The sequence below is a fragment of the Micromonospora sp. NPDC007230 genome (genome assembly GCF_042869115.1).
Taxonomy (GTDB): Bacteria; Actinomycetota; Actinomycetes; order Mycobacteriales; family Micromonosporaceae; genus Micromonospora.
This window is the reverse complement of the sequence record NZ_JBIAFE010000017.1, coordinates 38,670-64,261: the sequence shown is the minus strand read 5'-3', so window position 1 is coordinate 64,261 and position 25,592 is coordinate 38,670. Positions and strand designations below refer to the sequence as shown.

The following is a 25,592-nucleotide window of genomic DNA, read 5'->3' as shown; positions in this document are numbered from 1 at the left end:
CCCGTTCCGGCCCGCCCCGTCCGCGCCACTGCGGCAACAGGTGTGGCCGACCGGTTCGCCGGGTACGCAACTTCATTCCCACCGCCACCCACGACGACGGGAGAACCAGATGGCCGAGCGCGGGGACGAGACCCTGGTGCACACCCTCAAGAAGGTCGCCGCCGTGCTCAAGCAGTCCGAGATCCCCTTCGCGCTCGGTGGCAGCTTCGCCGTGTACGCCCACGGCGGCCACTCGAGCGAGCACGACGTGGACTTCCTGATCCGGGAGCAGGACGTCGACCGGGCCCTGGAGGCGCTGGTCGAGGCCGGCTTCACCGCCGAGCGCCCGCCCGAGGACTGGCTCGTCAAGGTCTATGACGAGGGGCGGATGGTGGATCTGATCCACCGGCCGATCGAGACTCCGGTGACCGAGGAGACCTTCGCCGACACCATCGTGCGGCCGGTCGACGCGATCCACATGCCGGTGCTCTCGGCCACCCAGCTGATGGTGCACAAGCTGCTGAGCTTCTCCCAGCACTACTGCGACTTCGCCCGGGCCCTGCCGCTGGCCCGCTCGCTGCGCGAACAGATCGACTGGGAACGGGTACGGAAGGAGACGCAGCACTCGCCGTACGCCGAGGCGTTCCTGGTGCTGCTCGACCGGCTGGACGTGCTGCCGGAGAGCGGCACCACCGAGGGAAGGGAGACACCGTGACCGAGCAGCACGGCGACGCGCCGCCCGACGAGTACGTCGAGGCGGAGATCCAGCGCATGTTGGCCGAGGACCCGGCGATCGCCGAGCAGGGCATCACCGTGGTCTGCCTGGAGCGGGGCCTGGTGCTCTACGGCGAGGTGGAGAGCCCGCACCGCCGGGAGGAGATCCTGCGCCGGGTCGCCGAGCGGTTCCCGCACGTGCCGATCACCAGCGACATCGGGGTGATCCGGACACAGGCGCCCAGCCAGGTCGAGGAGCTGCCGTGAGGGAGGTCGTACCGTGATCCGGATCGCCGCGGTCGGCGACGTGCACATGGACGAGGACGTGGTCGGGCGGTTCCGGCCCGCGCTGGACGAGCTGCCCGACTGCGCCGACGCGCTGCTGCTCGCCGGCGACCTGACCCGGCACGGAAGCGAGTCCGAGGCGCGCTGCGTGGCGCGGGAGTTCGGCAACCTCGGGGTGCCGGTGATCAGCGTGCTCGGCAACCACGAGCACCAGTGCGACGAGGTGCCACAGGTGGTGAAGGTGCTGGAGGACGTCGGCATCACCGTGCTGGAGGGGAACGGGATCGTGCTGGAGTGCGCCGGCGGGCGGCTCGGCGTGGCCGGGGCGAAGGGCTTCGGGGGTGGTTTCGCCGGGCGCTGCGCCAGCGACTTCGGTGAGCCGGAGATGAAGGCCTTCGTCCAGACCACCAAGGACAGCGCCGACGCGCTGGGCCGGGCGCTGCGCGGGCTGGAGTGCGACGTGCTGGTGGCTCTCACCCACTACTCCCCCGTGCCGGACACGCTCGCCGGCGAACCGCTGGAGATCTATCCGTTCCTCGGGTGCTACCAGCTCGGCCAGGCGATCGACTCGGCGCCCACCGCGCTGGCGCTGCACGGGCACGCCCACCACGGATCGGAGCGGGGCACCACCCCCGGCGGCGTCCGCGTCCGCAACGTCGCCCACCCCGTGATCAAGCAGGCGTACAGCATCTTCCACCTGGGGGATCACCTCGACCGGGGCTAGGTTTCTCGGATTCGGCGGCCGGGTACTGCACGAGCCATGGAGCTGATTCTCTGGATTCTCGCAGTCGTACTGGTGGTCGCCGGCATCCTCGCGCTGTTCCGCCGGCAGATCCTGTGGGGCATCGTCCTCATCATCGTCGGCCTGCTGGTCGGCCCGGGCGGCGTCAGCATCTTCAGCAGCTAGCCGCCGCACCCCACCCCTGACCCGCCGGGGTCGCCGGGTCCGCGGGCTCCGTCCTCCCAGACTGGAGCCCGCGGACGCGACGACCCCGGCGCTTCGCGTTCCGGGCGGCCACCCACCCGACCGACCGGTTCGCCGGTCGGGCGTGGGGCTCGGGCGGGACCCCGCGGCGCTGCCGGTCAGCAGCGCGGTACGCCCGGGATGTAGCCGTCGTAGCCGGTGTAGACGTACGCGTCGGAGATGTATCGTCCGGTGCCGATCCGGTCCCAGATCGAGCTGGTGCCGTACGTGCCGGTGACCGTGGTGCCGCTGGTCTGGCAGTAGATGGTGACCTTCGCGCCGTCGGCGACCGAGCCGACCGCGCTGTAGTTGGTGCCCGGTCCGGAGCGGACGGTCAGACTCACGCCGGAGGTGGTGTTGACCGTGCCCTCCCCGGTGTTCGAGCCGGAGCAGCCGTTGTCGCTGGTGTACGTCTTGGTGCCCCAGTAGAGGGCGAGCGCCCCGTTGAACCGGACCTGGATGTCGTTGCCGTTGAGCCGCTGCTCGTAGTGCAGGTGCGGGCCGGTGGAACCACCGGTGCTGCCCACGTACCCGATCACCCGGCCGTAGCCGACGGTCTGCCCGACCGAGACGTTGAAGCCGCTCAGGTGGGCGTAGTAGGTGGTGTAGCCGTTGCCGTGGTCGATCCGGACGTACTTGCCGTAGCTGGTGCCGCCGAGGTCGGTCACCCGGTCGACCGTGCCCGGCGCGCTGGCCACCACCGGGTCACCCAGGTCGTCCGTGCGGTTGAAGTCGATGGCGTAGGCCGGGCTGTGGTCGGACCGGGTCTGGCCGGACCAGGACTGATTGCAGGGGAACGGGACCTTGAAGGTCGGGGCCGCCATGGCCGGGGTCGCCGGCACCAGGGTCGCCGCGAGGACGGCGCCCACGGCCGCCAGGCTGAACCACCGCTTGCGCATCCACTTCCTCCTATGTTGAAAGTTTTCTATCTGCCGTGCTCAGCGTGACAGAAAGCGCCATTGATGGAAAGGGGTGCCCTGCCGGCGGGATCAGCGGAGCGTGGGAGCGCGCCCACACGCGGTAAGTGGGTTTCGGGATTGTTACCGGGCCGTGTCCGGCAGGGGGGTGGACCCGACAAGATGCAAGCGCTTACATGTGGGAACGACCATCGGACCGGCGCGGGTTCGATCCCTCCACGCGCCGGCTAGGAAGGAGATCGGCATGGCGTTTGCCAGATCGCGCCAGGCTCTCGCGGTCGCCGGCGTTCTGGGGCTGGCGCTCGGCGTCACCGCCTGCGGCACCGGCAGCAGCGACAAGAAGAGCAGCAAGGCGGGCTCCGCGGAGTGTGCCGCTTATGAGAAGTACCAGGGCCACGAGGGCAAGAAGGTCTCGATCTACTCGACGAACACCGACGTCGAGGCCGACAAGCTGCAGGAGTCCTGGAAGCAGTTCGTCGACTGCACCGGCATCAAGATCGATTACGAGGGCAGCCGTGAATTCGAGGCGCAGCTGCCCGTGCGGGTGGACGGTGGCAACGCGCCGGATCTGGCGACGATTCCGCAGCCGGGCCTGCTGAAGCGGTTTGCCGACGCCGGCAAGCTCAAGCCCCTCGCGGGCGACACGAAAGCGATGGCCGAGCAGAACTACTCGGCCGACTGGCTGAAGTACGCGACCGTCAACGGAACCCTCTACGGCGTGCCGCTGGACTCGAACGTCAAGTCGTTCGTGTGGTACTCGCCGAAGACGTTCAAGGAGAAGGGCTGGGCGGTCCCGACCACCTGGGACGACCTCATCAAGCTGAGCGACACGATCGCGGCGAGCGGCACGAAGCCGTGGTGCGCCGGCATCGAGTCCGGTGAGGCCACCGGCTGGCCGGCCACCGACTGGATCGAGGACCTGATGCTGCGGACGCAGACCCCTGAGGTCTACGACCAGTGGACCACCCACGGCATCCCGTTCAACGACCCGAAGGTCGCCGAGGCCCTGGACCGGGCCGGCACCATCCTGAAGAACGAGAAGTACGTCAACGGCGGCTTCGGCGGCGTGAAGAGCATCGCCACCACCGCGTTCTCGGAGGCGGGCCTGCCGATCCTGCAGGGCAAGTGCGCGCTGCACCGGCAGGCGTCGTTCTACGCGAACAACTGGCCGCAAGGCACCAAGGTGGGCGAGGACGGGGACGTCTTCGCCTTCTACTTCCCGGCGATCGACCCGGCCAAGGGCAAGCCGGTGCTCGGCGCCGGGCAGTTCACCGTCGCCTTCAGCGACCGGCCGGAGGTACAGGCGGTGCAGACGTTCCTGGCCTCGGGCGAGCACGCCAACAGCCGGGCCAAGCTGGGCGCCTGGGCGTCGGCGAACAACAAGCTGGACCTCGCCAACGTGGAGAGCCCCATCGACAAGCTCTCGGTTCAGATCCTCCAGGACAAGAGCGCGGTCTTCCGCTTCGACGGTTCCGACCTGATGCCGGCCGCGGTCGGCGCCGGGACCTTCTGGAAGGGCATGGTCGCCTGGGTGAACGGCAAGGACACCGCGTCGGCGCTGAAGGACATCGAAGGCAGCTGGCCGAAGTGATCTGGGAAGGTGGGCCGGCCCGTGACCACGGGCCGGCCCACCGGCACAGTCGATACCCGTGGGAGGGTTGATGAACTTCGACTTCGCGGACGAGTCACCGAAGCTCTTCATGTTGCTCTGGGGGCTGGTGGCCTTCGTCGCGGTGGTGGGCGGCCTCCTCCTGTTGCTGGACATGGTGCCGTCGTGGTTCGCCCGACGCCGCGAGGCCCAACTGGTCGCCGCTTCGGCCAGCGGTGCGCCGCTGCCCCGCCGGAGGAAGCCGCGCGAGGGGCTCTTCGCGCTCTTCTTCCTGCTGCCGACGGCGCTGCTGCTCCTCGTCGGCCTGGTCGTCCCGGCGATCCGCACCACGCTGCTGTCGTTCATGGACGGCGGCAGCCAAAACTGGATGGGGCTGGCCAACTATCGGTGGATGTTCGCCGAGGACGCCATCGTCCGAGTGCTGCTCAACACACTGGCCTGGGTGATCCTGGTGCCGTTGGTGGCCACCTCCGTCGGCCTGCTCTACGCGGTGATGGTCGACCGCGCTCGGTTCGAGTCGCTGGCCAAATCACTGATCTTCATGCCGATGGCGATCTCGTTCGTCGGCGCCAGCATCATCTGGAAGTTCGTCTACGCGTACCGGGGCGAGGAGCAGGACCAGATCGGCCTGCTCAACCAGATCGTGGTCAGCCTCGGCGGCGAACCGCAGCAGTGGCTGCTCGAGTCGCCACTGAACACGCTGCTGCTCATCGTGATCATGGTGTGGATCCAGGCCGGTTTCGCCATGGTGGTGCTCTCCGCCGCCATTAAGGCCATCCCGGCGGACATCGTCGAGGCGGCCCGGCTGGACGGGGTCACCCCGTGGCAGATGTTCTGGCAGATCACCATGCCGAGCATCCGGCCGGCGCTGATCGTGGTCGTGGTGACGCTCTCCATCGCCACGCTCAAGGTGTTCGACATCGTGCGGACCGCGACCAACGGCAACTACGACACCAGCGTGATCGCGAACGAGATGTACAACCAGGCGTTCCGGTATGGCGAGAACGGCCGGGGCTCAGCCCTGGCGGTCTTCCTCTTCGTCCTGGTCATCCCGATCGTGATCTACCAGATCCGTAACCTGCGTCAGCAGCGGGAGGGCTGAAATGACCACCAGCACGCCCACGCTCGCCACCGGCACCCAGCCGGCAAGTGAGCGCCGCGGCACCGCCCGACGGGTCCGCAATCGGCTGAACACCCGGACCGCCACCGTGGTCTCGATCGTCATCGCTCTGCTCTGGACCGTGCCGACCTTTGGCCTGTTCATCTCCTCGATCCGGCCAGAGGACCAGATCAAGACCACCGGCTGGTGGACGTTCTTCAGCGATCCGCAGTTCACGCTGGAGAACTACCAGGAGGTGCTCTTCGGCACCTCCTCGTCGTCCGGGCAACTCGCCAGCTACTTCCTCAACTCGCTGGCGATCACCATCCCGTCGGTGCTGTTCCCGCTCGCGTTCGCGGCCCTGGCCGCGTACGCGCTGGCGTGGATCAACTTCCGCGGCCGGGACTGGGTCTACATCGGGATCTTCGCGATGCAGATCGTGCCGCTGCAGATGGCCCTGGTGCCGCTGCTCAGCTTCTTCTCCAACGGCGTCAGCCTGGGCGGGTTCACCCTGCTGCCGGCCTGGGAACTCGACGGTGCGCAGAAGTTCGCGCAGGTGTGGTTCGCGCACACCTGCTTCGCGCTGCCGTTCGCGGTGTTCCTGCTGCACAACTTCATCGCGCAGCTGCCCGGGGATTTGATGGAGGCGGCCCGGGTCGACGGGGCCACCCACCCGAAGATCTTCCGTACCATCGTCCTGCCGCTGATCACGCCCGCGCTGGCCGCGTTCGGCATCTTCCAGTTCCTCTGGGTCTGGAACGACCTGCTGGTCGCGCTGATCTTCGCGGGCGGCGGCAACGAGACCGCTCCGCTGACCGTCCGGCTCGCCGAGATGGCCGGCACCCGGGGCAACGAGTGGCAGCGGCTCACGTCCGGCGCGTTCGTGTCGATCGTCGTACCGCTGATCGTGTTCCTGTCCCTCCAGCGCTACTTCGTGCGCGGCCTGCTCGCCGGCAGCGTCAAGGGCTGACCCGCTGCTCCGCCGCCGCCGGCCCCGGCGGCGGCGGACGCGGGGCGGAGCGGAGCTGGAGCGGGGGAACAAACGATGACGAAGATTGACGACGTCGCCCGCCTGGCCGGGGTCTCCACGGCCACCGTCTCCCGGGCGCTGCGCGGCCTTCCGACGGTCTCGGCCGCGACGCGGCGCCGGGTCCTCGCCGCCGCCGAGCAGCTCCAGTACGCGGTCTCGCCGAGCGCCTCCCGGCTGGCCGGCGGGAAGACCGGCACGGTCGGCGTCGTGGTTCCCCGGATCACCCGCTGGTTCTTCGGGACGGTCGTGGAGGCCGTCGAGGATTTCCTCCACCAGAACGGGTACGACCTGCTCCTCTACAACCTCGGTGGCCGCGAGCAGACCCGGCAGCGGGTGCTGCGGACCGCCAGCCTGGACAAGCGGATGGACGCGATCATCCTGGTCGCCACCCCGCTGCGGCCGGCGGACGTGACCGCGCTGACCAGGCTGGCCCTGCCGGGGGTGACCATCAGCTCCGGCAGCGGCGTGCCCGGCTGGCCCCGGGTACGCATCGACGACGTGGCCGCCGGACGGACCGCCACCCGGCACCTGCTCGACCTCGGCCACACCCGGATCGCGCACATCTCCGGCGATCCGGACGACGAGTTGGCCTTCACCACGCATCTGGACCGGCGCCGCGGCTACCAGGACGCGCTGCGCGCGGCCGGGATCCGGCCCGACCCGAGCCTGGACGTCGAGTCGCAGTTCACCATCGACGGCGGCATCCGGGCCACCGCCGAGCTGCTGGCCCGGGGCGAGCCGCCCACCGCGATCTTCGCCGCCTGCGACGAGATGGCCATGGGCGCGATGACGGCACTACGCGACGCCGGGCTGCGGGTGCCGCACGACGTCAGCGTGATCGGCATCGACGACCACGACCTGGCCGGCGTGCTCGGGTTGAGCACCGTCGCCCAACCCGCCGCGGAGCAGGGGCTGCTCGCCGCCCGGATGCTGCTCGACCCGCTGGGGGTGCGCGCCGCCGACCCGTACCTGGGGGTGGTGCCGCGACCACGCCTCGGGGACGCCGACGGCGAGCCACCGACGCGGTCGGTGATCCTGCCCACTCGACTGGTGGTGCGTGAATCGACCGCGCCACCACGGGCAAACTGAACGGATTCGGCCGTCCGGGTGACGGCCGCGGGAATGACCGACCGGCCGGCGGACGGCCACCGCTCGACACAGGGGAGAAGGCTCTGAACACCGACGCGACGCAGCAGGAACCGGCCGGCGGCCCGGCCACCGGCTGGTGGACCGAGGCCGTCATCTACCAGATCTACCCGCGCTCGTTCGCCGACGCGAACGGCGACGGGATCGGCGACCTCCCCGGCATCACCGCCCGCCTCGGTCACCTGACCGAGCTGGGGGTCGACGCGGTCTGGCTGTCCCCCTTCTACCCGTCACCGCAGGCCGACGCCGGGTACGACGTGGCCGACTACCGGGACGTCGACCCACTCTTCGGCACCCTCGCCGACGCCGACACGATGATCGCCGAGGCGAAGTCGCGCGGGCTACGGGTGATCGTCGATCTGGTGCCCAACCACACCTCGTCCGCGCACCGCTGGTTCCAGGAGGCGCTGGCCGCCGGTTCGGGCAGCTCGGAGCGGCGGCGCTACATCTTCCGGGACGGCCGCGGCCCGCAGGGCGCCGAGCCGCCGAACGACTGGCAGAGCGTCTTCGGCGGTCCGGCGTGGACCCGGGTGCCCGACGGGCAGTGGTACCTGCACCTCTTCGACCCCGGCCAGCCCGACCTGAACTGGGGCAACCCGGAGGTCCGCGCCGAGTTCCTGGACATCCTCCGGTTCTGGCTGGACCGGGGTGTCGACGGCTTCCGGGTGGACGTGGCGCACGGCCTGATCAAGCAGGCCGACCTGGCCGACTGGCAGGAGCCGCAGGAGATCCTCTCCGGCCCCGAGGTGGACAAGCCCCGCCCGCCGATGTGGGACCAGGACGGGGTGCACGAGATCTACCGGGACTGGCGGCGGCTGCTCGACTCGTGCGGCGGGGAGCGCATCCTGGTCGCCGAGGCCTGGGTGGAGCCGGCCGAGCGGCTGGCCCGCTACGTCCGGCCCGACGAGATGCACCAGGCGTTCAACTTCGAGTACCTGCTCGCCGCCTGGACCGCCCCGGCCCAGTACGCGGTCGTCACCCGCTCGCTGGAGGCCACCGACGCGGTCGGCGCGCCCACCACCTGGGTGCTGTCCAATCACGACGTGGTCCGGCACGCCTCCCGGCTGGGCCTGCCGATCGGCATTCCCCGGCCGAACGGGATCGGCATCGGCGATCCGCAGCCCGACGCCGCGCTCGGCCTGCGCCGGGCCCGGGCGGCCACCCTGCTGATGCTGGCCCTGCCCGGCTCCGCGTACCTCTACCAGGGCGAGGAGCTGGGGCTGCCGGAGCACACCACGCTGCCGGACGAGGTGCGGCAGGACCCGACCTGGGAGCGTAGCCAGCACACCGAGCGGGGCCGGGACGGCTGCCGGGTGCCGATCCCGTGGGAGGCCGACGCCCCGTCGTACGGCTTCGGGCCGACCGACGCGAGCTGGCTCCCCCAGCCCCCGATCTGGGCCGAGTACGCGCTCGACCGGCAGCGCGGGGTGCCCGGCTCGACGTACGAGCTGTACCGGACCGCGCTGCGGCTGCGCCGCGAGCACGGGCTGGGCGCCGGGGCGCTGCGCTGGCTCTCCTCCGGCGACGAGGTGCTCACCTTCACCAACGCCGGGCTCGCCGTGCTGACCAACTTCGGCCCGGCGCCGGTGCCCCTGCCGGCCGGTGCCGAGGTGCTGGTGGCCAGCGCACCGCTGGAGGACAACGCCGTCCCCACCGACGTCACGGTCTGGTACCGCGCCTGACGGTGATCCGCCCGCCCGCCGGTCCCACCGTCTGCCGGGGCCGGCGGTCGGCGCGCCCCACGAAGCGCAGGTGCGCGAGACGTCAGAGGCGGCCGGCGCGGGTGTGCAGGAGGTCGTGGACCTGCGCGATGTCGCGCGGCGAGGTACGGGCGGCGAGCCAGTACATCAGACCGGTCGGGATGAAGAAGAGCTGGAACACAGCCAGGCCGACCGCGTAGTTCAGCGGCGGCGGGAAGGCCGCCCGCAGCGCGTGGAAGGCCACCCCGACCAGCCCGTTGCCGGCCGCCCGGCCGACCCCGTTGACCAGGTTGCCCAGGCTGTAGACGGTGCCCCGGTGCTCGGGCGGGTTGACGTCGGCGATCAGCGCGAACCAGTTCGGCGAGTTGGCGGAGGTGAGCGCGAGCGCCAGCACCGCGGTCAGCAGGCTCAGCCCGACCGTGGGCTCGGTGACCACGCTGGCCAGCACCGCGGCGATCACCGCGCCGGAGCTGCCGCCGTTCGGCACGTCGATCCGGATCGGCACCAGGAAGAGCACCAGGTAGAACGGCACGGCCGCGAGGATGCCCACCGCCGCGACGAGGGCCCGGCCGCTGGGCGTACGCCGCTGCAGCGCGTCGCCGGCCAGGCCACCCACGATGGACAGCACCCCGCCCAGCTGGAACAGGGTGGCGAACACGCTGCCCACCACCACGGCGGTGGCGGGCGAATAACCCTGCGCCTCGGCACGCTGGGCGAACAGCACCGGCAGCCACACCAGGGACCCGAACGCCGCCTGCGCGGTCAGTCCCTGCAGGATCAGCCAGCGGTTGGTCCGCCGGCCCAGGATCCGGGGCAGGTCGGCCCGGCTGATCCGGTAGTCGTACTCGGCGCCGGCGTCGAGGACCGCGGCCAGCTCCGGCTCGCTCTGCCCGCGCCGGATGTCGTACGTGAACAGGTAGGCGACGGTGGCGGCCAGGCCGACCACGGTGAGCAGCAGGAACGGCCGTCGCCAGTCGGTGGCGCCGAGGATGCCGCCGACGAGCGTCCCGGCGAGGGTGCCGACGCCCTGCGACAGCCCCCAGAAGCTCATCACCAGGCCCCGGCGGCGGGGGGAGATCAGGTCGGTGACCACCGAGAAGCCGACCGAGCCGACGGCACCCAACCCGACCGCGGCGACGAGTTGGGCGACCAGGAACGTCGGGTAGTGCTGGGCGAGGGCGCTGCCGCCGGTGCCGGCCGCCCAGATCAGCGTGCCGACCATCAGCAGCGGCTTGCGGTTGGTCCGGTCGCCCACGTACGCCCAGCCGACCGCGGCGACCGCGCTGACCAGGAAGCTCACCGCGGTGACCAGACCGAGGAGCCGCTGCGGCACTCCCAGCGCGCCGGAGATCGGCCCGTACAGCGGCGGGACCAGGCCGATCGCCACGTTGTCCAGCGAGGCGAGCACCACGAACACGAGCACGCTGTAGAACCGGTGGGCCGCGCTGCCACGCCGGGGGATCCTGGTGCCGCTCATGCCCGGCAGCCAATCAGGTGGAGATCACGGGACGGTGTCGGGGCGGTCCACGACCAGGTCCCGGGCCCGGGTGTAGCGCGCCCGGACGGCGGGTACCGGCGCCGCCTCGTACTCCTCGGTGTCGCCGACCGTCCACGCCGGTGGCGCCGCGCCGCCCAGGGCGACCCAGGCGGCCTGGCGGGCGGCGCCGTCGGCGACGTACTCGCCGGGCGGCGGCACCACCACGGGCCGGCCGAAGACCTGCGGGGCGATCCGCCGCACGGCCGCCGACCGGGCCCCGCCGCCGACCAGGCTGACCCGGCGGGCGGTGGCACCCTGCGCGGTCAACGCGTCCAAGCCGTCGGCGAGGGCGCAGAGCATCCCCTCCACGGCGGCCCGGGCCAGATGGGCCGGGGTCGAGCTGCCCAGGGTCAGGCCGTGCAGCGACCCGGTGGCGGAGGGCCGGTCCGGGGTCCGCTCCCCCTCCAGGTAGGGCACCATGACCAGCCCGTCGGCGCCGGGCGGGGCGGCCAGGGCCAGCTCGCTCAGGTCGTCGAGGCCGACCCCGAGCAGGGTCGCGGCGGCGTCGAGCACCCGGGCCGCGTTGAGCGTGCAGACCAGCGGCAGGAAGCGGCCGGTGGCGTCGGCGAAGCCGGCCACCGCCCCGCTCGGATCGGCGGCGGCCGCGGCGGCCACCGCGAAGACCGTGCCGGAGGTGCCGATCGAGACGACCACGTCGCCCGGGCCGGCCCCGACCCCGAGCGCCGCGGCGGCGTTGTCGCCGGTGCCGGGGCCGAGCAGGACGCCACCGGTGCCGCCCCCGCCGGCGAGCGCCGCCGAATCCAGCGGCCCGGCCGGGTCCGCCGGACCGAGCACCGTGGGCACCCTGAGCTGCCGCCCGAAGGCGCGTTCCAGCAGGTCGAGACGGTAGGCGCCGGTCCGGGGCGACCAGTAGCCGGTGCCGCTGGCGTCGCCCCGGTCGGTGCGCAACGCGTCGAGCCCCGGCGCGCCGGCCAGCCGCCAGGTGAGCCAGTCGTGCGGCAGGCAGACCGCGGCCACCCGGTCGGCGTGCGCCGGCTCGTGCCGGGCCAGCCAGCGCAGCTTGGTGGCGGTGAAGCTGGCCACCGGCACGCTGCCGGTCGCCTCGGCCCAGAACCGCCGGCCGGCCTCGCCGCCGCCCGCCTCGGCGATCAGGTCCTGCGCGGCGCCGGCGGAGCGGGTGTCATTCCAGAGCAGGGCGGGGCGGACCACCTGGCCCGCCTCGTCCAGGCACACCATGCCGTGCTGCTGGCCGGCGACCGACACGGCCGCGACGTCGGCCAGCCCGCCGGCCGCGTCGACGGCCGCCAGCAGGGCCTCCCACCACGCCTGCGGGTCGACCTCGGTGCCGTCCGGGTGGGGAGCCCGGCCCTGCCGGATCAGCGTGCCGGTCTCCGCGTCGCGGACGACGACCTTGCAGGACTGGGTGGACGAGTCGACCCCGGCGACGAGCGGCATGGCGGCCCGCCTCAGCGCGCGCCGAGCAGGTGCTCGACGGCGAGCTGGTTGAGCCGGACGAAGCCGTAGCCCTGCGCCCCGGCCGCCTCCGGGTCGAACTCCTCGAACGCGGACCGGTCGGCGAGCAGGTCGGCGTAGCTCTCCCCCGGGGCCAACGTCGGCGTCGCCAGGTCGCCGACCTTGCTGGCGGCCAGCGCCTCGGCCACCTCCGGGGCGGCCCGGAACGCCGCCGCCCGCTCCTTGAGCAGGAGGTACGTGCGCATGTTCGCCTCCGCCGACGCCCACACCCCGGTCATGTCCTCGGTACGCGAGGGCTTGTAGTCGAAGTGCCGCGGCCCGTCGTACGCGGGACCGCCGTTCGGGCCGCCGTGCTCCAGCAGGTCCACCAGGGCGAACGCGTTGAGCAGGTCGCCGTGGCCGAAGACCAGGTCCTGGTCGTACTTGATGCCCCGCTGGCCGTTGAGGTCGAGGTGGAAAAGCTTGCCCTGCCAGAGCGCCTGGGCGATGCCGTGGGCGTAGTTGAGCCCGGCCATCTGCTCGTGGCCGACCTCGGGGTTGAGGCCGACCAACTCGGGGCGGGCCAGGGTGGAGATGAACGCGAGCGCGTGCCCGACGGTGGGGAGCAGGATGTCGCCGCGCGGCTCGTTCGGCTTGGGCTCGATCGCGAAACGCAGGTCGTAGCCCTGGTCGACGACGTACTGGCAGAGCAGGTCGACGGCCTCCCGGTAGCGGTCCAGCGCGGCGCGGACGTCCTTGGCCAGGTCGTACTCGGCGCCCTCGCGGCCGCCCCACATGACGAAGGTGCGGGCGCCCAGCTCGGCGGCGAGGTCGACGTTGCGCAGCACCTTGCGCAGCGCGTAGCGGCGGACGTCGCGGTCGTTGCTGGTGAAGCCGCCGTCCTTGAAGACCGGGTGGGTGAAGAGGTTGGTGGTGACCATCGGCACCACCAGGCCGGTCTCGTCGAGGGCCTTGCGGAACCGGGTCAGGTGGGCGTCCCGGGTGGCCGCGTCCGCCCCGAAGGGGACCAGGTCGTCGTCGTGGAAGGTGATCCCGTACGCCCCGAGCTCGGCGAGCTTGTGCACCGCCTCGACCGCGTCCAGGGCCGGCCGGGTGGCGTCGCCGAACGGGTCACGGGCCTGCCAGCCGACCGTCCAGAGACCGAAGGAGAACTTGTCGGCAGGGGTGGGACGGGGTGCCATGGCAGACCTCCGGTGGTGTCGTCCGCAATTTGTTCAGTGGTTGAATTAAATGGCCACTATGTGGCAGTGTCAAGGGGTGACCAGCGCCAGCACCGCCGGGGCGGTCCGGCAGGGCAGCCTCCGCGAGCTCAACCTGGCGGTGGTGCTCCGGCGGATCGCTGCCGCCGAGCGGCCCCCCTCCCGGGCCGAGATCGCCGCCGGGACCGGGCTGACCCGGGCCACCGTCTCCGCCGTCGTCGACGACCTGATCGCCGGTCGGCTGGTCGCCGAGGCGGAGCCCGCGCCACGTACCGGGGCCGGGCGGCCGGCCCGCGGCCTGGTGCTGGCCGCCGACGGCCCGGCCGGGCTCGGGCTGGAGGTCAACGTCGACTACCTGGCCGCCTGCGTGGTCGACCTGACCGGCGCGGTACGCCACCACGTGGTGCGCCGCGCCGACCTGCGACCGGTCTCCCCCGCCGACGCCCTGGACCGGCTCGCCGCGCTCGCCGCCGAGGCCCGCGCCACGGCCGTACGCGACGGGCTGACCCTGGCCGGCGCGACGCTCGCCGTGCCGGGCCTGGTCGGCGACGGTGGCCTGGTCCGGCTCGCGCCCAACCTCGGCTGGCGGGACGTGGACGTCCCCGGGCTGCTCGCCGGGCACCCGCTCGCCGAGCCGGTCGACGGGATCCCGCCGCTGGTCGTCGACAACGAGGCCAACCTCGCCGCCCTCGGCGAGTTGCACGCCGGCCCGCCCGGGTCGGCCAGCTTCCTGCACATCTCCGGTGAGATCGGCATCGGTGCCGGGATCGTGCTCGACGGGGTGCTGTACCGGGGCGCGCGCGGCTGGAGCGGCGAGCTGGGCCACATCCCGGTGCACCCGGAGGGGCGGCCCTGCCGCTGCGGCGGCCGCGGCTGCCTGGAGCGGTACGCGGGCCAGGAGGCCATCCTGGCCGCCGCCGGGCTGTCCGGCGGCGAGTTGCCCGCCGACACCGCCGCGACCCGGCTGGCGGACCTCGCGGCGGCCGGCGATCCGGCCACCCTGGCCGCCCTGGCCGACGCCGGGACAGCCCTCGGCGTGGCCGTGGCCGGCGTGGTGAACCTGCTGGACCTGGACACCGTGGTGCTCGGCGGCGGATACGCCCCGCTCGCCTCCTGGCTCGCGCCGCCGGTGGTCGCCGAGATCTCCCGGCGGGTGCTCACCGCGGCATGGTCACCGGTCACGGTGCGCCCGGCCGCGCTCGGCGCGCAGTCCGCGGCGGTCGGCGGGGCCGCCTCGGTGGCCCGCCGGATCATCGACCGCCCGGTCGGTTGGCTGGCCCGTTCCGGCTGACCCCGGCCTTCAGGCGGTACGCGCCACCGGCGGCTCGCCGGTGGACGGCTCCCCCGGCTCGGCCAGCGGGTCGCCGGTCCGCTCGCCGGAGGGCTGCAGCACCGGCCACCCCTCCGGGGCGCCGGCCTCAGCACGCCGGGCGACCGTGTCGAACTCCTGCATCCCGCGCAGCAACGCCGCGCGGCCCTCGGCGGTCATCCCGGCGAGGATCTGCTCCAGCCGGTGCCGCCGGTCGGCCCGCAGCTCGGCGAGAAGCCGGGTCGCCGCCGGGGTGAGGTGCAGGGCGATCTCCCGTCGGTCGAACCGGCCCGGCTCCCGCTCCAGCATCCCGGCCGCCACCAGCCGGTCGCAGAGCCGGCTCGCCGAGGAGAGCAGCATGTCGGTCAGCGTGGCGAGGCGGCGAAGGTTGATCCCGTCGTACTGCTCGACGACCATGACCGCGCGTAACTGGGCACCGGAGAGTCGACTCGTGGTGCGCTCCCGGGCCGCCTCCCAGACAGCCAGCAGGGTGCCCGCCGCCTCGTCCAGGGCGGCGGCCATACTCGCTTCAGGTCCGTAAGGACCGCGTTCTTCGGCCATGGTGCGCCCGAGACTACCCGCCGTACCAGGCGGCCGACCTGTGCAAAGGAGCAAAGATGAGCGGACCGGAGGATCGGGTGCGCCGGGCTCTCGGTGAGGCCCCGGCCGACCTGCTGATCGACCGGCTCGCCACCGAGCTCGCGCGGGCCTACGGGATCACCCGCACCGAGCTCTACCAGGTCGACTACCGGCTCGCGGTGCTGCTGCCGCTCGGCGACGGCGAGCCGATCACCAGCCCGGGCCATCCGGCCTGGCGCTGCTTCGACCACCAGGAGCCGGTGGTGTCGGAAGGCACCGGCTGGTTCCCGGTCGGCATGCGCGGCGAGCGGCGCGGCGTGCTCCGGCTGTCGCCGCTGCCGGCCGGCCCGGCCGCCCTCCGGGAGCTGGACGCGATGGCCACCGCGCTCGGGCACGAGCTGGCCGCCGTGACCGCCAGCACCGACGTCTACGTCACCGCCCGGCGGGACCGCAGGCTGACCCTGGCCGCCGAGATGCAGTGGGAACTGCTGCCCGGTCGCAGCCGGATCCGGCCGTCGTTCCGCCTGGCCGGACAGCTGGAGCCGGCGTACGCGGTGCGCGGCGACAGCTTCGACTGGTCGGACGACGGTCGACGGCTCTGGCTCTCGGTGATCAACGGCTCGGGTGAGGGGGTGGCCGCGTCCATGCTCACCTCGCTGGCCATTCACGCGCTGCGCAACGCCCGCCGCGCCGAGCTGACCCTGGCCGACCAGGCCGCCCTGGCCGACCAGGCGATCTACGCGCTGCACCGGGGCGAGCAGTACCTCTCCGCGCTCCTGCTGGAGCTGGACCTGGCGTCGGGAGCGATGACCGTGGTCGACGCCGGGTCGCCGCGCCTGCTGCTGCTGCGCGAGGGCGAGGTCAGCGAGCAGGTCCTGGAGAAGCAGTTCCCGCTCGGCATGTTCGAGGCCACGGACTACCGGGCGCAGCAGTTCCAGCTCCGGCGCGGGGACCGACTCTTCGTGGTCAGCGACGGGGTGGTCGACGCCACCGCCCGGCAGATCCGCTACGGCGAGACCGCGCTGGACCGCTTCCTTCGGCGTACCGGGCCGATGGAGCCGCTGGACGCGGTCCGGTCGCTGATCGGCGATCTGCGGGCCTTCGTCGCCGGCGACCTGATCGACGACGCGGTGGCGGTCTGTCTCGACTGGCTCGGCCCGCAGCCCTGACCCGGGATCCCGCCTCGGCGGGCTGCACCGGGGGCGGGGTCAGTACGCGCCGCGGCGGTGGATCACCGCGCCGAAGGTCTTCCAGAGGATGGTCAGGTCGGCGGCGAGCGACCAGTTCTCCACGTAGTAGAGATCGAGCCGGATGCCGTCCTCCCAGCTCAGGTCGGACCGGCCACTGACCTGCCAGAGGCCGGTCATGCCGGGCTTGACCAGCAGGCGGCGGGCCAGGTCACCGTCATACCGGGCCACCTCGGAGGGGAGTGGCGGGCGGGGCCCGACCAGGCTCATCTGGCCGAGCAGCACATTCGCCAGCTGGGGCAGCTCGTCCAGGGACCACTTGCGCAGCAGCCGGCCGGTCCGGGTCACCCGCGGGTCGTCGCGCATCTTGAACATCAGGCCGTCGGTCTCGTTGCGTGCGGCCAACTCGGCCAGCAGGGCGTCGGCGTTGACGACCATGGTGCGGAACTTGAAGACGCCGAACTCCTCGCCGCCCTGGCCGACCCGGACCTGGCGGAACAGCACCGGCCCCCGGCTGTCCAGCTTGATGGCGAGCGCGATCACCGCCAGCACCGGCAGCAGCAGGAGCAACGCCAGCAGTGACAGCGAGCGGTCGACCAGTCCCTTGACCAGCTTCCGGGCGCCCCGGAACTCGGGCGCCTCGACGTGGATCAGCGGCAGGCCGGCGACCGGACGGGTGTGGATGCGCGGGCCGGCGACGTCGGTCAGCGCGGGGGCGACGACCAGGTCGACCCCGGTCCCCTCGAGCTGCCAGCCGAGCCGGCGCAGCCGGGTGGCGGTGAGCGAACCGGAGGCGGTGACGGCCACGGTGTCCGCGCCGATGGCGGTGGCCGCCTCGGGGATGTCCCGGAACGAGCCGACCACCGGCACGTCGCCCAGCCGCTGCGGCACCGGGGCGAGCAGCGCGTCCGGGATGCAGGCGCCGACCACCTGGTAGCCGGCGTACGGCTCGCGGCGCAGGGTGTGCACGAGCTCCAGCACGTGCGCGGTGTCGCCCACCACGAGGACCTTGCGGGACCAGCCGGCGCCCCGGTCACGGGCCCGGTGCAACCGCTTGCGCGCACCGTACCTGGCCACCTCCAGGCCGATCGTGCCGACCGCGAAGGAGATGGCCAGAAAGCCCCGGGACACGCCGACGTCGGCGATGTACCCCGCGATCGCGATGCCGCCGGCCAACCGCAGGCTCGCCGAACTGACCCGTCGATACTCGTCGGCGCCGTAGCCGAGCACCCGGTCGTCGTAGCAGCGCATCGCCTTGAGCGAGATCAGCCAGACCAGCAGCAGGGCGGGCGCCACCACCACGTACGGAATCTCCGATCCGACCGGCTGCTCGTCGCCGAAGCGGGCCAGGTATCCGATCAGGGTGGCCGCCGCCAGCACGGTGGTGTCCAGCACCACCAGGACTCCGATGTAGGCCCGTTCCGCGGCCCGCGTCGGGCCGGGACGGTCGCCGCCCGGTCGCGACGATGTCCTGGCAGGGGTCAGCAGCGTCGCCGAGATCACCCGCCCTCCCCACTTCGCTCAGGACCATCCCGTACCGCGTGACGGCTCTGGCGGGCCGGCTCGGAGCACCAGGACATCCTGCCTCGACAACCATGGGCACCGATTGCTTCGGACGGATTACCGTCAGTTGCCTTGCGGTCGAGGAGCGCCGGGAAGTGGCTCGCCGTACCGGATTCCGGTACGGCGGCCCGCTGAGTGGCGGATCAGCGCGGCGCGGGCGGGCGCAGCGCGATCGCCTGCAGGAAGATCTCGCCGATCTTCGTCGGGTCGGCGGTGACGAAGGCACCACCACCGGTCACGTCGGTGATCGACTTGAGTTCGGCCTGGCTGACCTCGCTCCCGATGCCGATGATGATCACCTGCACCGGCTGCTCCGCGTCGCGGAGCTTGCGAAGCTGGGCCAGCAGCTCCTTCCGGGAGATGCCGTTGTCGTCCTCGTTCTTGCCGTCGGTGAACAGCACGATCGAGTTGACCTTCCCGGGCTCCCAGTCCTGCTGGACGGTCCTGTAGGCCGCCAGCAGGGTGTCGTAGAGGCCGGTGTCGCCGTTCGACGGCTTGACCGTGGCCAGGCCGCGCTGGATCGCGCCCCGATTGCTCGACAGCGGCCTGATCGGGACCACCTCCCGGTAGTCCTGCGACCCCCTCAGCTTGGTGGAGAAGGTCCACAGCCCGATCGACCAGGAGTCGTCGAAGAGGTTCAGGCCCTGGGTCGCCGCGGCAACGGTGACCTGCTCCCGGGTGGCGCCACCGGCGGTCTCCACCTTCTTCTTCATCGAGCCCGAAACGTCGATGACGCAGAGCATGCGGCCGGACAGCGTGACCGCCGACCAGGTGCTGGTGGCCTTCTGGATGGCCGTCGGGTCGAGCCCGCCCGCGGCGCCCTGACCGGCCGGCGCGGCGGTGTTCCCGCCCGCCGGGCTCGGGGCACCGGGCAGCGCCTTGAAGCCCTCGCTCCAGTTGCCGTCGGGCGCGCGCAGCGACTGGGCGGCCAGCCGGCTCTTGAAGCCGCGGGCGGTCAGCACCTCGAAGAGCACCTTCGCGGCGGACGCCTTCGCCGGCTCGATACCGGGCAGCACCGCGAACGGATAGTCCAGGGGAGCCGGCGGCGGGTCCAGGTAGAGGGCGGCCAGCGGGATGGGCGGCTTGGTGGCGTTGTACGCCATCACGTCCTCTTCGGACAGCGCGGCGGCTCCGAGGCCGTTGGCGACCGCCGTCGGTTCGGACGAGCGCGGAAAGCGCGCGAGGAGATCCTGCCGCAGCCGGGAACTGTTGGTGGCCAGTGCCCGCAACGCCCCGATCGTCGCCTCCCGCGCCTGCGGGGAGCCGGTGCCGCCGGCGGAGCTGGCGGCGGCGGTCAGCGAGAGCAGGCCGGACAGACCAGCCGCGTCCTGGGTCGGCTCGACGATGCCGGCGTGCAGCGGTTTGCTGCTGTTGACCTGCGCCAACAGGTCGGTCCAGGTGAACTTCTTGTCCGGCCAGCCGAGCCGGGTGGCCACCGGTTCGGGCATCGCGACCACCACCGGGCTGCGGGCGATCGAGGCGCCGTTCGCCGGGGCAAAGGCGGTGGCCCCGCCGGCCTTGAGCCGCAGCAGCCAGGTGGACGAGTCCGGCACCCAGACGTCGGGTGTCACCGCGGTGCCGCTCGCCTGCCCCACACCGGCCAAGGTGGCGCCGTGCTTGCTGGCCACCGTGGCGGCCACCTCGACCGACTCGGCGGGGGTCACGTTCACCGCGATGCAGGTGTCGCCGACCGCCGCGCCGTCCTTGACCCACTGGTCGGCCGCTCCCTTGACGGCGGGCGCGATCTCCGGGGTGGCCGCGACGGAGAGCTGGATCTGCCCCGAGCAGGACGGCCCCGCCAGCTGCTGGTAGCCGAACCAGGTCCCGGCTACGACGGCGACGAGGGCGGTGGCCGCAGCGGCGGCGCCTACCCCACGGAGGTTCGAACGCATGCGATGGCGGCCAGACACGGTGACCATCTTGCGTATCTCGTGGGGTTAGTGCCACAACCGTTCGGACGAAAGTTACGCAGCAGAAACCGTTGACCAGCAAAACCTCTACGTTGAGTGACTGATCAGTCATCAGAGGTGACGCCGGTCCATGATGGACGCTGCGCGCGGCAACGCTCCGTCACGGCCGGACGCAGGTCGGGCTGGCCACCGGCACCGGCTCCCCGACCGGCTCCGGCACCCCGGTGACCGGGTCCACCCGGAAGACCCTGATCATGTCGGCCCGCTCGTCGGCCACGTACAGGTGCTCGCCCGCCCGGGCGAAGTGCCGCGGCCACTCGCCGCCGGTGTCGACCTCGGCCACCAACTCCGGCGCCTCACCGGCCAGCGCGAAGACGGCCACCGTGCCGACTCCCCGGTTGGCCACGTAGAGGAACCGGCCGTCCGGTCCGACCGCGACCTCGGAGGGCTGCACGTGCCCGACCCGCCCGCTCGCGTCGACCCGGACCCGCTGGTGCAGCCCGTCGGCCGTCAGGTCATACGCGGTGACCGTCCCGTCCAGCTCGCCGACCAGCCAGCAGCGCCGCCCGTCCGGGTGCCGGGCCAGGTGCCGGGGGCCGCTGCCGGCCGGCGTACGCAGCCGCGGAGCGCGCGGCACCAGCCGACCGGAGGCGGCGTCGAGGTCGTACCGGTAGACCGAGTCGGTGCCCAGGTCGACGGCGAGCAGCGGCCCACCGCCCGGATCGGGCGAGACCATGTGGCAGTGCGCCGCCTCCTGCCGCTGCGGGTCGGCGCCGTGCCCCTCGTGCCGGACCAGATCGGAGCGCTCCCCCGGTACGCCGTCCAGGTCGAGCGGGAACGCCGCCACACTGCCGCCGCCGTAGTTGGCCACGAAGAGGTGCCGGCCGTCCGGGGCGACCGCCACGTGGCAGGGCTCGGCCCCGCCGGTCGGGCGGACGCCGAGCAGGGCGAGATCGCCGTCCGGGGCGACCCGGAACGCGCTGATCTGACCCTCGGACAGCTCGTTGACCGCGTACAGCACGGGCCGGGCCGGGTGCCGGACGAGGAACGACGGCGACGAGGTCACCGCCACCGTGCCGAGCGGGGTCAGCTCCCCCGACACGGGATCCCGCCGGACCGCGACGATGCCCTCGGCCCGGCCGCCCATCTCCGCCGTGTAACCACCGACGTGGACGATCGCGTGCTGCGCGGTCACCGATCCCACCTTCCGCCGATTCCTCCGTCGATCCAACCAGAGGCCCTCCGGGTCGGCCGGGCCGTTGGCCGTCTTCCCGGAACCAGTTTCGGCGCTCGGCCGCACGCCCGCGACCCGTCGCGACCCGGTCAGCCCACCGGCACCGGCTCGCCCCGCTGCCGGGCGACGTGCTCGACCAGCGAGATCAGCACCAGCTTCCCGGACTGCCGCTCCCGGACGTCGCAGAGCACCAGCGGCACGTCCGGGTCCAGGTCCAGCGCGTCGCGTACCGCCTCCAGGCTGAACCGCCGGGCCCCGTCGAAGCAGTTCACCCCCACCACGAACGGGATGCCGCGCTGCTCGAAGTAGTCGATCGAGGGGAAGCAGTCGGCCAGCCGGCGGGTGTCGGCGAGCACCACCGCGCCGAGGGCGCCGAAGGCCAACTCGTCCCAGAGGAACCAGAAGCGGTCCTGGCCCGGGGTGCCGAAGAGATAGACCTGGAGATCGTCGGTGATGGTGATCCGGCCGAAGTCCATGGCCACCGTGGTGGTGGACTTCTCCTCCACCCCGGAGACGTCGTCGGTGCCCACGCCGGCGCCGGTCAGGACCTCCTCGGTCTGCAGCGGCCGGACCTCGCTCAGCGCGCTCACCAGCGTGGTCTTGCCGGCGCCGAAGCCGCCGGCGATGAGGATCTTCAGGGCCAGCGGAACCCGCGGCGCGGCCGTCCCCGGTTCAGAGCGCACGAAGTCCACTGACCACCGCCTTGAGGATGTTGTCGTCGGGCAGGTGGGCGGCGGTCGGCGGCTGGTGCACCGCCACGAGCCCACGGTCGAGGAGATCGCCGAGCAGCACCCGGACCACGCCGACGGCGAGGTCCAGGTCCGCGGCGAGGTCGGCCACGGCCACCGGTCGCCGGGCCAGCTCGACCAGGCGCCGGTGCTCCGGCTGCAGGCCCGGCAGGCCGGCCGGGTCGGCCGCCGGCGGGGCCAGCACGAAGGCCACCAGGTCGAAGCCGGCTCCGGGCGGCCGCACCCGGCCGCCGGTCAGGGTGTACGGACGGACGACCGGACCCGCGGCGTCGTCCAGCCACTCGTGCTGCGGCCCCGGTGACTCAGTCCGCATCGACGGCACCCGCCGTACGGGCCGGGACGCTCAGGTTCTCGCCGACCCGGATGACCAGCATCGCCATCTCGTACGCCACCAGGCCGATGTCGGCGTCGGCGTCGCTCACCACCGCCAGGCAGCCGCCCGGCCCGGCCGCGGTGACGAACAGGTACGCGGACTCCATCTCCACCACGGTCTGCCGGACCGCGCCGCCGGCCAGGTGCCGGGTGGTCCCCTTGGCCAGGCTGGAGAAGCCGGAGGCGATGGCGGCGAGGTGCTCCGCGTCGGTACGGCTCAGCTCGGCCGAGGCGCCGAGCAGGAGCCCGTCCGCCGACAGCACCACCGCCTGGCGGGCGGCCGGCACCCGCTCCACCAGGTCGTCGAGCAGCCAGTCGAGATCGGCGTTCTGCCGCGTCGTGTACACCACTAGGCGTCCCTCTCAGTCGCGGTCGGAGGTTCCGGGGCCGGCGCCGGCTCCGGAGGGGAGGGCTCGGCGTCCCGGGCCGCGTCGGTGGACGGGCCACCCCGGAGCCGGGCAGCGGAGTCGACGGGTTGGCCGGCCGGACGGACGACACCCCGGGCGGCCGTACCGGTGGGGCCGGCGGCGGCGCGGGCCACCCCGTCCCGGCGGCCCCGGGCGGTGCCGGCCTGGAGGGCGGACATGGCGCGCCGGGCCTCCTCCGGCGGGCGGTACGCCGGGGTGTCCGCGGCGGCCGGCCGGGGTCCCGTCGCCGGCCCGCGCCGGCGGACCCGGCGGGGCAGGCCGTCGCCGTCCGCGGGTGCCTCGACCGAGGACGTACGGCCGACGGAGAGCGGCACCACGGCCGAGTCGGGGCGTTCCCGGCCGGGCCGGGCGGTACGCGGCCGGGGCAGCGTGGACAGCCGGGTCACCTTGGCCATCCGCCGGTCACCGGCGCCCGCTGTCCCGGCGTCCGGGCCGGGGCCCACCGACGGCTCGTCGGTGACCAGATCGGCCGGGACCAGCACCAGCGCCGTGCTGCCGGTCGGGGTGGCCGGCCGCAGCTCGACCCGGACGCCGTGCCGGGCGGCCAGCCGGGCGACCACGAAGTGACCCAGCCGGGCGCTGTCGGCCGGGTCGAACTCCGGGGAGCGGGACAGCTTGCGGTTGGCGTCCGCCAGGGCCTGCGGCGACATGCCGAGCCCGTGGTCGGTGATCTCGATGGCGTACCCGCCCGGTGACGTCCGCCCGGTGACGTCGACCCGGGTGCCCGGCGGAGAGAAGGCGAGGGCATTCTCGACCAACTCGGCGAGCAGGTGGATGACGTCGCCGACGGCCCGGCCGAGCACCCCGGCCGGCTGCACCTCGCCGATGTCGACCCGGTCGTACTGCTCCACCTCGGAAATGGCGCCGCGCACCACGTCGACCGCGGCGACCGGGTTCCGCCAGCCCCGGCCCGGGGCCGCGCCGGCGAGGATGACCAGGTCCTCGGCGTGCCGCCGGAGCCGGGCGGCGAGGTGATCGACCTGGAACAGCCCGGCCAGCTCGTCCGGGTCCTCGGTCTGCCGCTCCAGCCGGTCCAGCAGCGCCAACTGCCGGTGCACCAGCCCCTGGCTGCGCCGGGCGATGTTGAGGAACACCTCGTTGAGCCCCCGGCGCAGGGTGACCTCGTCGACGGCGGCCTGCACGGCGGTCCGGCGTACCTCGTTGAAGGCCCGCCCCACCTGGCCGATCTCGTCGCCGCCGTGGTCCAGCTCGGGCGCCTCCCGGGCGACGTCGACCTGCTCGCCGCGGCGCAGCCGGGCGACCACGTCCGGCAGCCGGTGCTCGGCCATCTCCAGCGCGGCGGTGCGCACCCCGGTCAGCCGTCCGGCCAGCGACCGGCCGACCCGCAGCGCCACCAGCACGCAGATCACCACGGCGAGCAGGCCGAGCACCCCGGCGGCGGCGAGCCGGCTCAGGATGCCCACCGCCATCGGCACGGACCGTTCGGCCAGCCCGTCGGCGCCGCGCAGCTCGAAGTCCCGCAGGCCCTGCCAGACCGCGGTCTGGCTGGACTCCCAGGCGCGTACGTCGAACTGGGCCGGCAGGTCGCGGGCGCGGATCAGGGTGTCCTGGAGGCCGTGCAGCCGGACGAACGCGTCCCCCTCGGTGAGCCGCTGGTACGCCGTGCGCTCCCCCGGCGGCAGGTCGGCCACCGCCGTCTCGGCCAGGAAGCGCTGGTTGTCGATGGTGCGGACGAGCTGTTCGTGCTCGCCGTCGGCGTACCCGCCGGCGGTGACCGCGCCGGCGAGCAGCGCGTCCGCCTGGCCGAGCAGCTCCCGGGACCGGCCCAGCGCGGTGAGCGCCAGCGCCTCCCGGTTGAGTTGGTTGTCGGGGAAGGCGGCCATCGCGGAGAACGCCTGGAAGGCGGAGCTGATCATCCCGCTGTAGAGGCCGATCGCCCCGGCCCGGTCCACCTTCCGGCCGTCGATGAAGCCCCGGCCGGCGGGCAGCGCATCGAGCGCGGAGACCAGCTGATCCAGCCGGGCGTCGAGCAGCTCGTCGGCGGCGTCGCGCAGCTCCTTCCCGTCGACCCGGCGGCGCAGCTCGGCGATCGCCCGGTCGGTGCGGGTCCGCTGCTCGGTCAGCGCCGGCAGGGTGCTGTCGCCGGCGAGCTGGACGACCGAGATCCGCCGTTCCTGTTGCAGTTCGGCGACCACGGCCTCACCCGGCCGGCCCAGGTCATAGAGGAAGGTACGCGCCGCGAGCAGGTCGAGGGCGGGTCCGAAGGTCAGCGTGGTGGCGAAGATCCAGAGCGCCAGCAGCGCGGTCACCGGACCGACGACCAGCGCGGTCAGCTTGGCGCGGATCGGCCAGTCACGGGTGTTCATCAGACCTCGCCCGGAAGGTGTCGCAGGGGTGGCGCCGGCACCGGCCGGAAGGTCTCCGACCGTGACGCCGAGCCCAGCCCGGGCGCCTTGGGCAGGATACGTAATCCCGGGCCGATGCACTACCGGCCGTCTCGCTCGTCGCTACCGTCCGGGATGTTCCGTTGTGGACACCAACGGAGTGGGCGCCCCGCCGGAAGGGACCGGCGGGGCACCGGTCGCAGCGGCGCTCCGCACCCACGCCACCTCGCAGCGCCTTCTGGAATGACTCAAGTTTCAGCGGTACGTACGACCTGTCGGTCGCACCCAGGTCCCGCGAGGTTT

23 protein-coding genes are annotated in these 25,592 nt (G+C 72.9%); 11 read left to right on the top strand and 12 right to left on the bottom strand.

The annotated features are described in order from the left end of the window. Positions 1–109 precede the first annotated feature (109 nt). Genes ACFYML_RS23095 through ACFYML_RS23080 form a run of 4 tightly spaced genes read left to right on the top strand, consistent with a single transcriptional unit; the run spans position 110 to position 1,885 of the window. A complete protein-coding gene (locus ACFYML_RS23095; RefSeq protein WP_387422624.1) occupies positions 110–694 on the top strand; it encodes a nucleotidyltransferase in 585 nt (194 codons plus the stop codon). A 56-nt stretch (positions 695–750) separates the two neighbouring features. After that, positions 751–960, top strand: a complete 210-nt coding sequence (locus ACFYML_RS23090) for a hypothetical protein (protein WP_387422699.1) — start codon at positions 751–753, stop codon at positions 958–960. A 13-nt stretch (positions 961–973) separates the two neighbouring features. Beyond that, positions 974–1,702 (top strand): metallophosphoesterase, encoded by a 729-nt coding sequence (locus ACFYML_RS23085; RefSeq protein ID WP_357440851.1) that lies wholly within the window; start codon positions 974–976, stop codon positions 1,700–1,702. A 36-nt stretch (positions 1,703–1,738) separates the two neighbouring features. Next, positions 1,739–1,885: a GPGG-motif small membrane protein gene (locus ACFYML_RS23080; RefSeq protein WP_167402562.1), complete on the top strand. Its 147-nt coding sequence runs from the start codon at positions 1,739–1,741 to the stop codon at positions 1,883–1,885. Between the two features lie 176 nt (positions 1,886–2,061). Here ACFYML_RS23080 and ACFYML_RS23075 read toward each other — a convergent pair whose 3' ends face one another. Continuing rightward, complete coding sequence (locus ACFYML_RS23075) at positions 2,062–2,841, bottom strand: peptidoglycan DD-metalloendopeptidase family protein (protein ID WP_357440847.1); 780 nt, start codon at positions 2,839–2,841, stop codon at positions 2,062–2,064. 262 nt (positions 2,842–3,103) lie between these two features. Between ACFYML_RS23075 and ACFYML_RS23070 the strand changes: the two genes are divergently transcribed. The 5 genes from ACFYML_RS23070 to ACFYML_RS23050 all read left to right on the top strand — a co-directional run bounded on the left by ACFYML_RS23070 (position 3,104) and on the right by ACFYML_RS23050 (position 9,425). Then, positions 3,104–4,450, top strand: a complete 1,347-nt coding sequence (locus ACFYML_RS23070; protein ID WP_387422623.1) for an ABC transporter substrate-binding protein — start codon at positions 3,104–3,106, stop codon at positions 4,448–4,450. Between the two features lie 70 nt (positions 4,451–4,520). Continuing rightward, the gene (locus ACFYML_RS23065; protein WP_387422622.1) at positions 4,521–5,570 is read left to right on the top strand and encodes a carbohydrate ABC transporter permease; all 1,050 of its coding nucleotides are present in this window, start codon (positions 4,521–4,523) and stop codon (positions 5,568–5,570) included. A 1-nt stretch (position 5,571) separates the two neighbouring features. Next, positions 5,572–6,537 carry a carbohydrate ABC transporter permease gene (locus tag ACFYML_RS23060; RefSeq protein WP_387422620.1) on the top strand — a complete coding sequence of 322 codons (966 nt, stop codon included), beginning with the start codon at positions 5,572–5,574 and terminating at the stop codon, positions 6,535–6,537. Positions 6,538–6,612: 75 nt separating this feature from the next. Further along, positions 6,613–7,686: a LacI family DNA-binding transcriptional regulator gene (locus tag ACFYML_RS23055; protein WP_387422619.1), complete on the top strand. Its 1,074-nt coding sequence runs from the start codon at positions 6,613–6,615 to the stop codon at positions 7,684–7,686. Between the two features lie 83 nt (positions 7,687–7,769). Continuing rightward, a complete protein-coding gene (locus tag ACFYML_RS23050) occupies positions 7,770–9,425 on the top strand; it encodes a glycoside hydrolase family 13 protein (protein WP_387422698.1) in 1,656 nt (551 codons plus the stop codon). 82 nt (positions 9,426–9,507) lie between these two features. Here ACFYML_RS23050 and ACFYML_RS23045 read toward each other — a convergent pair whose 3' ends face one another. The 3 genes from ACFYML_RS23045 to xylA are packed head-to-tail and all read right to left on the bottom strand — an operon-like array spanning position 9,508 to position 13,595. Continuing rightward, positions 9,508–10,920 carry an MFS transporter gene (locus tag ACFYML_RS23045; RefSeq protein ID WP_387422618.1) on the bottom strand — a complete coding sequence of 471 codons (1,413 nt, stop codon included), beginning with the start codon at positions 10,918–10,920 and terminating at the stop codon, positions 9,508–9,510. A gap of 24 nt (positions 10,921–10,944) precedes the next feature. Next, the gene (gene xylB, locus ACFYML_RS23040) at positions 10,945–12,396 is read right to left on the bottom strand and encodes a xylulokinase (protein ID WP_387422617.1); all 1,452 of its coding nucleotides are present in this window, start codon (positions 12,394–12,396) and stop codon (positions 10,945–10,947) included. Positions 12,397–12,407: 11 nt separating this feature from the next. Further along, on the bottom strand, positions 12,408–13,595 hold the full coding sequence (gene xylA / locus ACFYML_RS23035) for a xylose isomerase (RefSeq protein WP_387422616.1): 1,188 nt from the start codon (positions 13,593–13,595) through the stop codon (positions 12,408–12,410). Between the two features lie 49 nt (positions 13,596–13,644). Here xylA and ACFYML_RS23030 point away from each other — a divergent pair, with 49 nt between their 5' ends. Then, a complete protein-coding gene (locus tag ACFYML_RS23030) occupies positions 13,645–14,904 on the top strand; it encodes an ROK family protein (RefSeq protein ID WP_387422615.1) in 1,260 nt (419 codons plus the stop codon). 9 nt (positions 14,905–14,913) lie between these two features. Here ACFYML_RS23030 and ACFYML_RS23025 read toward each other — a convergent pair whose 3' ends face one another. After that, positions 14,914–15,444: a MarR family winged helix-turn-helix transcriptional regulator gene (locus ACFYML_RS23025; RefSeq protein WP_387422614.1), complete on the bottom strand. Its 531-nt coding sequence runs from the start codon at positions 15,442–15,444 to the stop codon at positions 14,914–14,916. Positions 15,445–15,539: 95 nt separating this feature from the next. Here ACFYML_RS23025 and ACFYML_RS23020 point away from each other — a divergent pair, with 95 nt between their 5' ends. Further along, a complete protein-coding gene (locus ACFYML_RS23020; protein WP_387422613.1) occupies positions 15,540–16,670 on the top strand; it encodes a PP2C family protein-serine/threonine phosphatase in 1,131 nt (376 codons plus the stop codon). Positions 16,671–16,709: 39 nt separating this feature from the next. Here the strand turns inward: ACFYML_RS23020 and ACFYML_RS23015 are convergent, their stop codons facing one another. The 7 genes from ACFYML_RS23015 to ACFYML_RS22985 form a co-directional block, all read right to left on the bottom strand. Continuing rightward, a complete protein-coding gene (locus tag ACFYML_RS23015) occupies positions 16,710–18,191 on the bottom strand; it encodes a sugar transferase (protein WP_387422612.1) in 1,482 nt (493 codons plus the stop codon). Between the two features lie 203 nt (positions 18,192–18,394). Beyond that, a complete protein-coding gene (locus ACFYML_RS23010; RefSeq protein ID WP_387422611.1) occupies positions 18,395–20,143 on the bottom strand; it encodes a VWA domain-containing protein in 1,749 nt (582 codons plus the stop codon). Positions 20,144–20,321: 178 nt separating this feature from the next. Next, positions 20,322–21,356 carry a lactonase family protein gene (locus ACFYML_RS23005; RefSeq protein WP_387422610.1) on the bottom strand — a complete coding sequence of 345 codons (1,035 nt, stop codon included), beginning with the start codon at positions 21,354–21,356 and terminating at the stop codon, positions 20,322–20,324. 128 nt (positions 21,357–21,484) lie between these two features. Next, positions 21,485–22,087 carry an ATP/GTP-binding protein gene (locus ACFYML_RS23000; RefSeq protein WP_387422609.1) on the bottom strand — a complete coding sequence of 201 codons (603 nt, stop codon included), beginning with the start codon at positions 22,085–22,087 and terminating at the stop codon, positions 21,485–21,487. Then, the gene (locus tag ACFYML_RS22995; RefSeq protein WP_387422608.1) at positions 22,068–22,457 is read right to left on the bottom strand and encodes a DUF742 domain-containing protein; all 390 of its coding nucleotides are present in this window, start codon (positions 22,455–22,457) and stop codon (positions 22,068–22,070) included. The genes ACFYML_RS23000 and ACFYML_RS22995 overlap by 20 nt, the downstream gene beginning before the upstream one ends. Beyond that, a complete protein-coding gene (locus ACFYML_RS22990) occupies positions 22,447–22,866 on the bottom strand; it encodes a roadblock/LC7 domain-containing protein (RefSeq protein WP_073835966.1) in 420 nt (139 codons plus the stop codon). Before ACFYML_RS22990 ends, ACFYML_RS22995 begins: the two co-directional genes overlap by 11 nt. Next, positions 22,866–25,271, bottom strand: a complete 2,406-nt coding sequence (locus ACFYML_RS22985) for a nitrate- and nitrite sensing domain-containing protein (protein ID WP_387422607.1) — start codon at positions 25,269–25,271, stop codon at positions 22,866–22,868. The genes ACFYML_RS22990 and ACFYML_RS22985 overlap by 1 nt, the downstream gene beginning before the upstream one ends. Positions 25,272–25,592: the final 321 nt, after the last annotated feature.

What these genes read in the sequence shown, in the direction of transcription:
- ACFYML_RS23095 (WP_387422624.1), top strand. Translation starts at nt 110, where the DNA reads ATGGCCGAGCGCGGGGACGAGACCCTGGTGCACACCCTCAAGAAGGTC.
- ACFYML_RS23090 (WP_387422699.1), top strand. Translation starts at nt 751, where the DNA reads ATGTTGGCCGAGGACCCGGCGATCGCCGAGCAGGGCATCACCGTGGTC.
- ACFYML_RS23080 (WP_167402562.1), top strand. Translation starts at nt 1,739, where the DNA reads ATGGAGCTGATTCTCTGGATTCTCGCAGTCGTACTGGTGGTCGCCGGC.
- ACFYML_RS23075 (WP_357440847.1), bottom strand. Translation starts at nt 2,841, where the DNA reads ATGCGCAAGCGGTGGTTCAGCCTGGCGGCCGTGGGCGCCGTCCTCGCG.
- ACFYML_RS23070 (WP_387422623.1), top strand. Translation starts at nt 3,104, where the DNA reads ATGGCGTTTGCCAGATCGCGCCAGGCTCTCGCGGTCGCCGGCGTTCTG.
- ACFYML_RS23065 (WP_387422622.1), top strand. Translation starts at nt 4,521, where the DNA reads ATGAACTTCGACTTCGCGGACGAGTCACCGAAGCTCTTCATGTTGCTC.
- ACFYML_RS23060 (WP_387422620.1), top strand. Translation starts at nt 5,572, where the DNA reads ATGACCACCAGCACGCCCACGCTCGCCACCGGCACCCAGCCGGCAAGT.
- ACFYML_RS23055 (WP_387422619.1), top strand. Translation starts at nt 6,613, where the DNA reads ATGACGAAGATTGACGACGTCGCCCGCCTGGCCGGGGTCTCCACGGCC.
- ACFYML_RS23045 (WP_387422618.1), bottom strand. Translation starts at nt 10,920, where the DNA reads ATGAGCGGCACCAGGATCCCCCGGCGTGGCAGCGCGGCCCACCGGTTC.
- xylB (WP_387422617.1), bottom strand. Translation starts at nt 12,396, where the DNA reads ATGCCGCTCGTCGCCGGGGTCGACTCGTCCACCCAGTCCTGCAAGGTC.
- xylA (WP_387422616.1), bottom strand. Translation starts at nt 13,595, where the DNA reads ATGGCACCCCGTCCCACCCCTGCCGACAAGTTCTCCTTCGGTCTCTGG.
- ACFYML_RS23030 (WP_387422615.1), top strand. Translation starts at nt 13,645, where the DNA reads ATGGCCACTATGTGGCAGTGTCAAGGGGTGACCAGCGCCAGCACCGCC.
- ACFYML_RS23025 (WP_387422614.1), bottom strand. Translation starts at nt 15,444, where the DNA reads ATGGCCGCCGCCCTGGACGAGGCGGCGGGCACCCTGCTGGCTGTCTGG.
- ACFYML_RS23020 (WP_387422613.1), top strand. Translation starts at nt 15,540, where the DNA reads ATGAGCGGACCGGAGGATCGGGTGCGCCGGGCTCTCGGTGAGGCCCCG.
- ACFYML_RS23010 (WP_387422611.1), bottom strand. Translation starts at nt 20,143, where the DNA reads ATGCGTTCGAACCTCCGTGGGGTAGGCGCCGCCGCTGCGGCCACCGCC.
- ACFYML_RS22995 (WP_387422608.1), bottom strand. Translation starts at nt 22,457, where the DNA reads ATGCGGACTGAGTCACCGGGGCCGCAGCACGAGTGGCTGGACGACGCC.
- ACFYML_RS22985 (WP_387422607.1), bottom strand. Translation starts at nt 25,271, where the DNA reads ATGAACACCCGTGACTGGCCGATCCGCGCCAAGCTGACCGCGCTGGTC.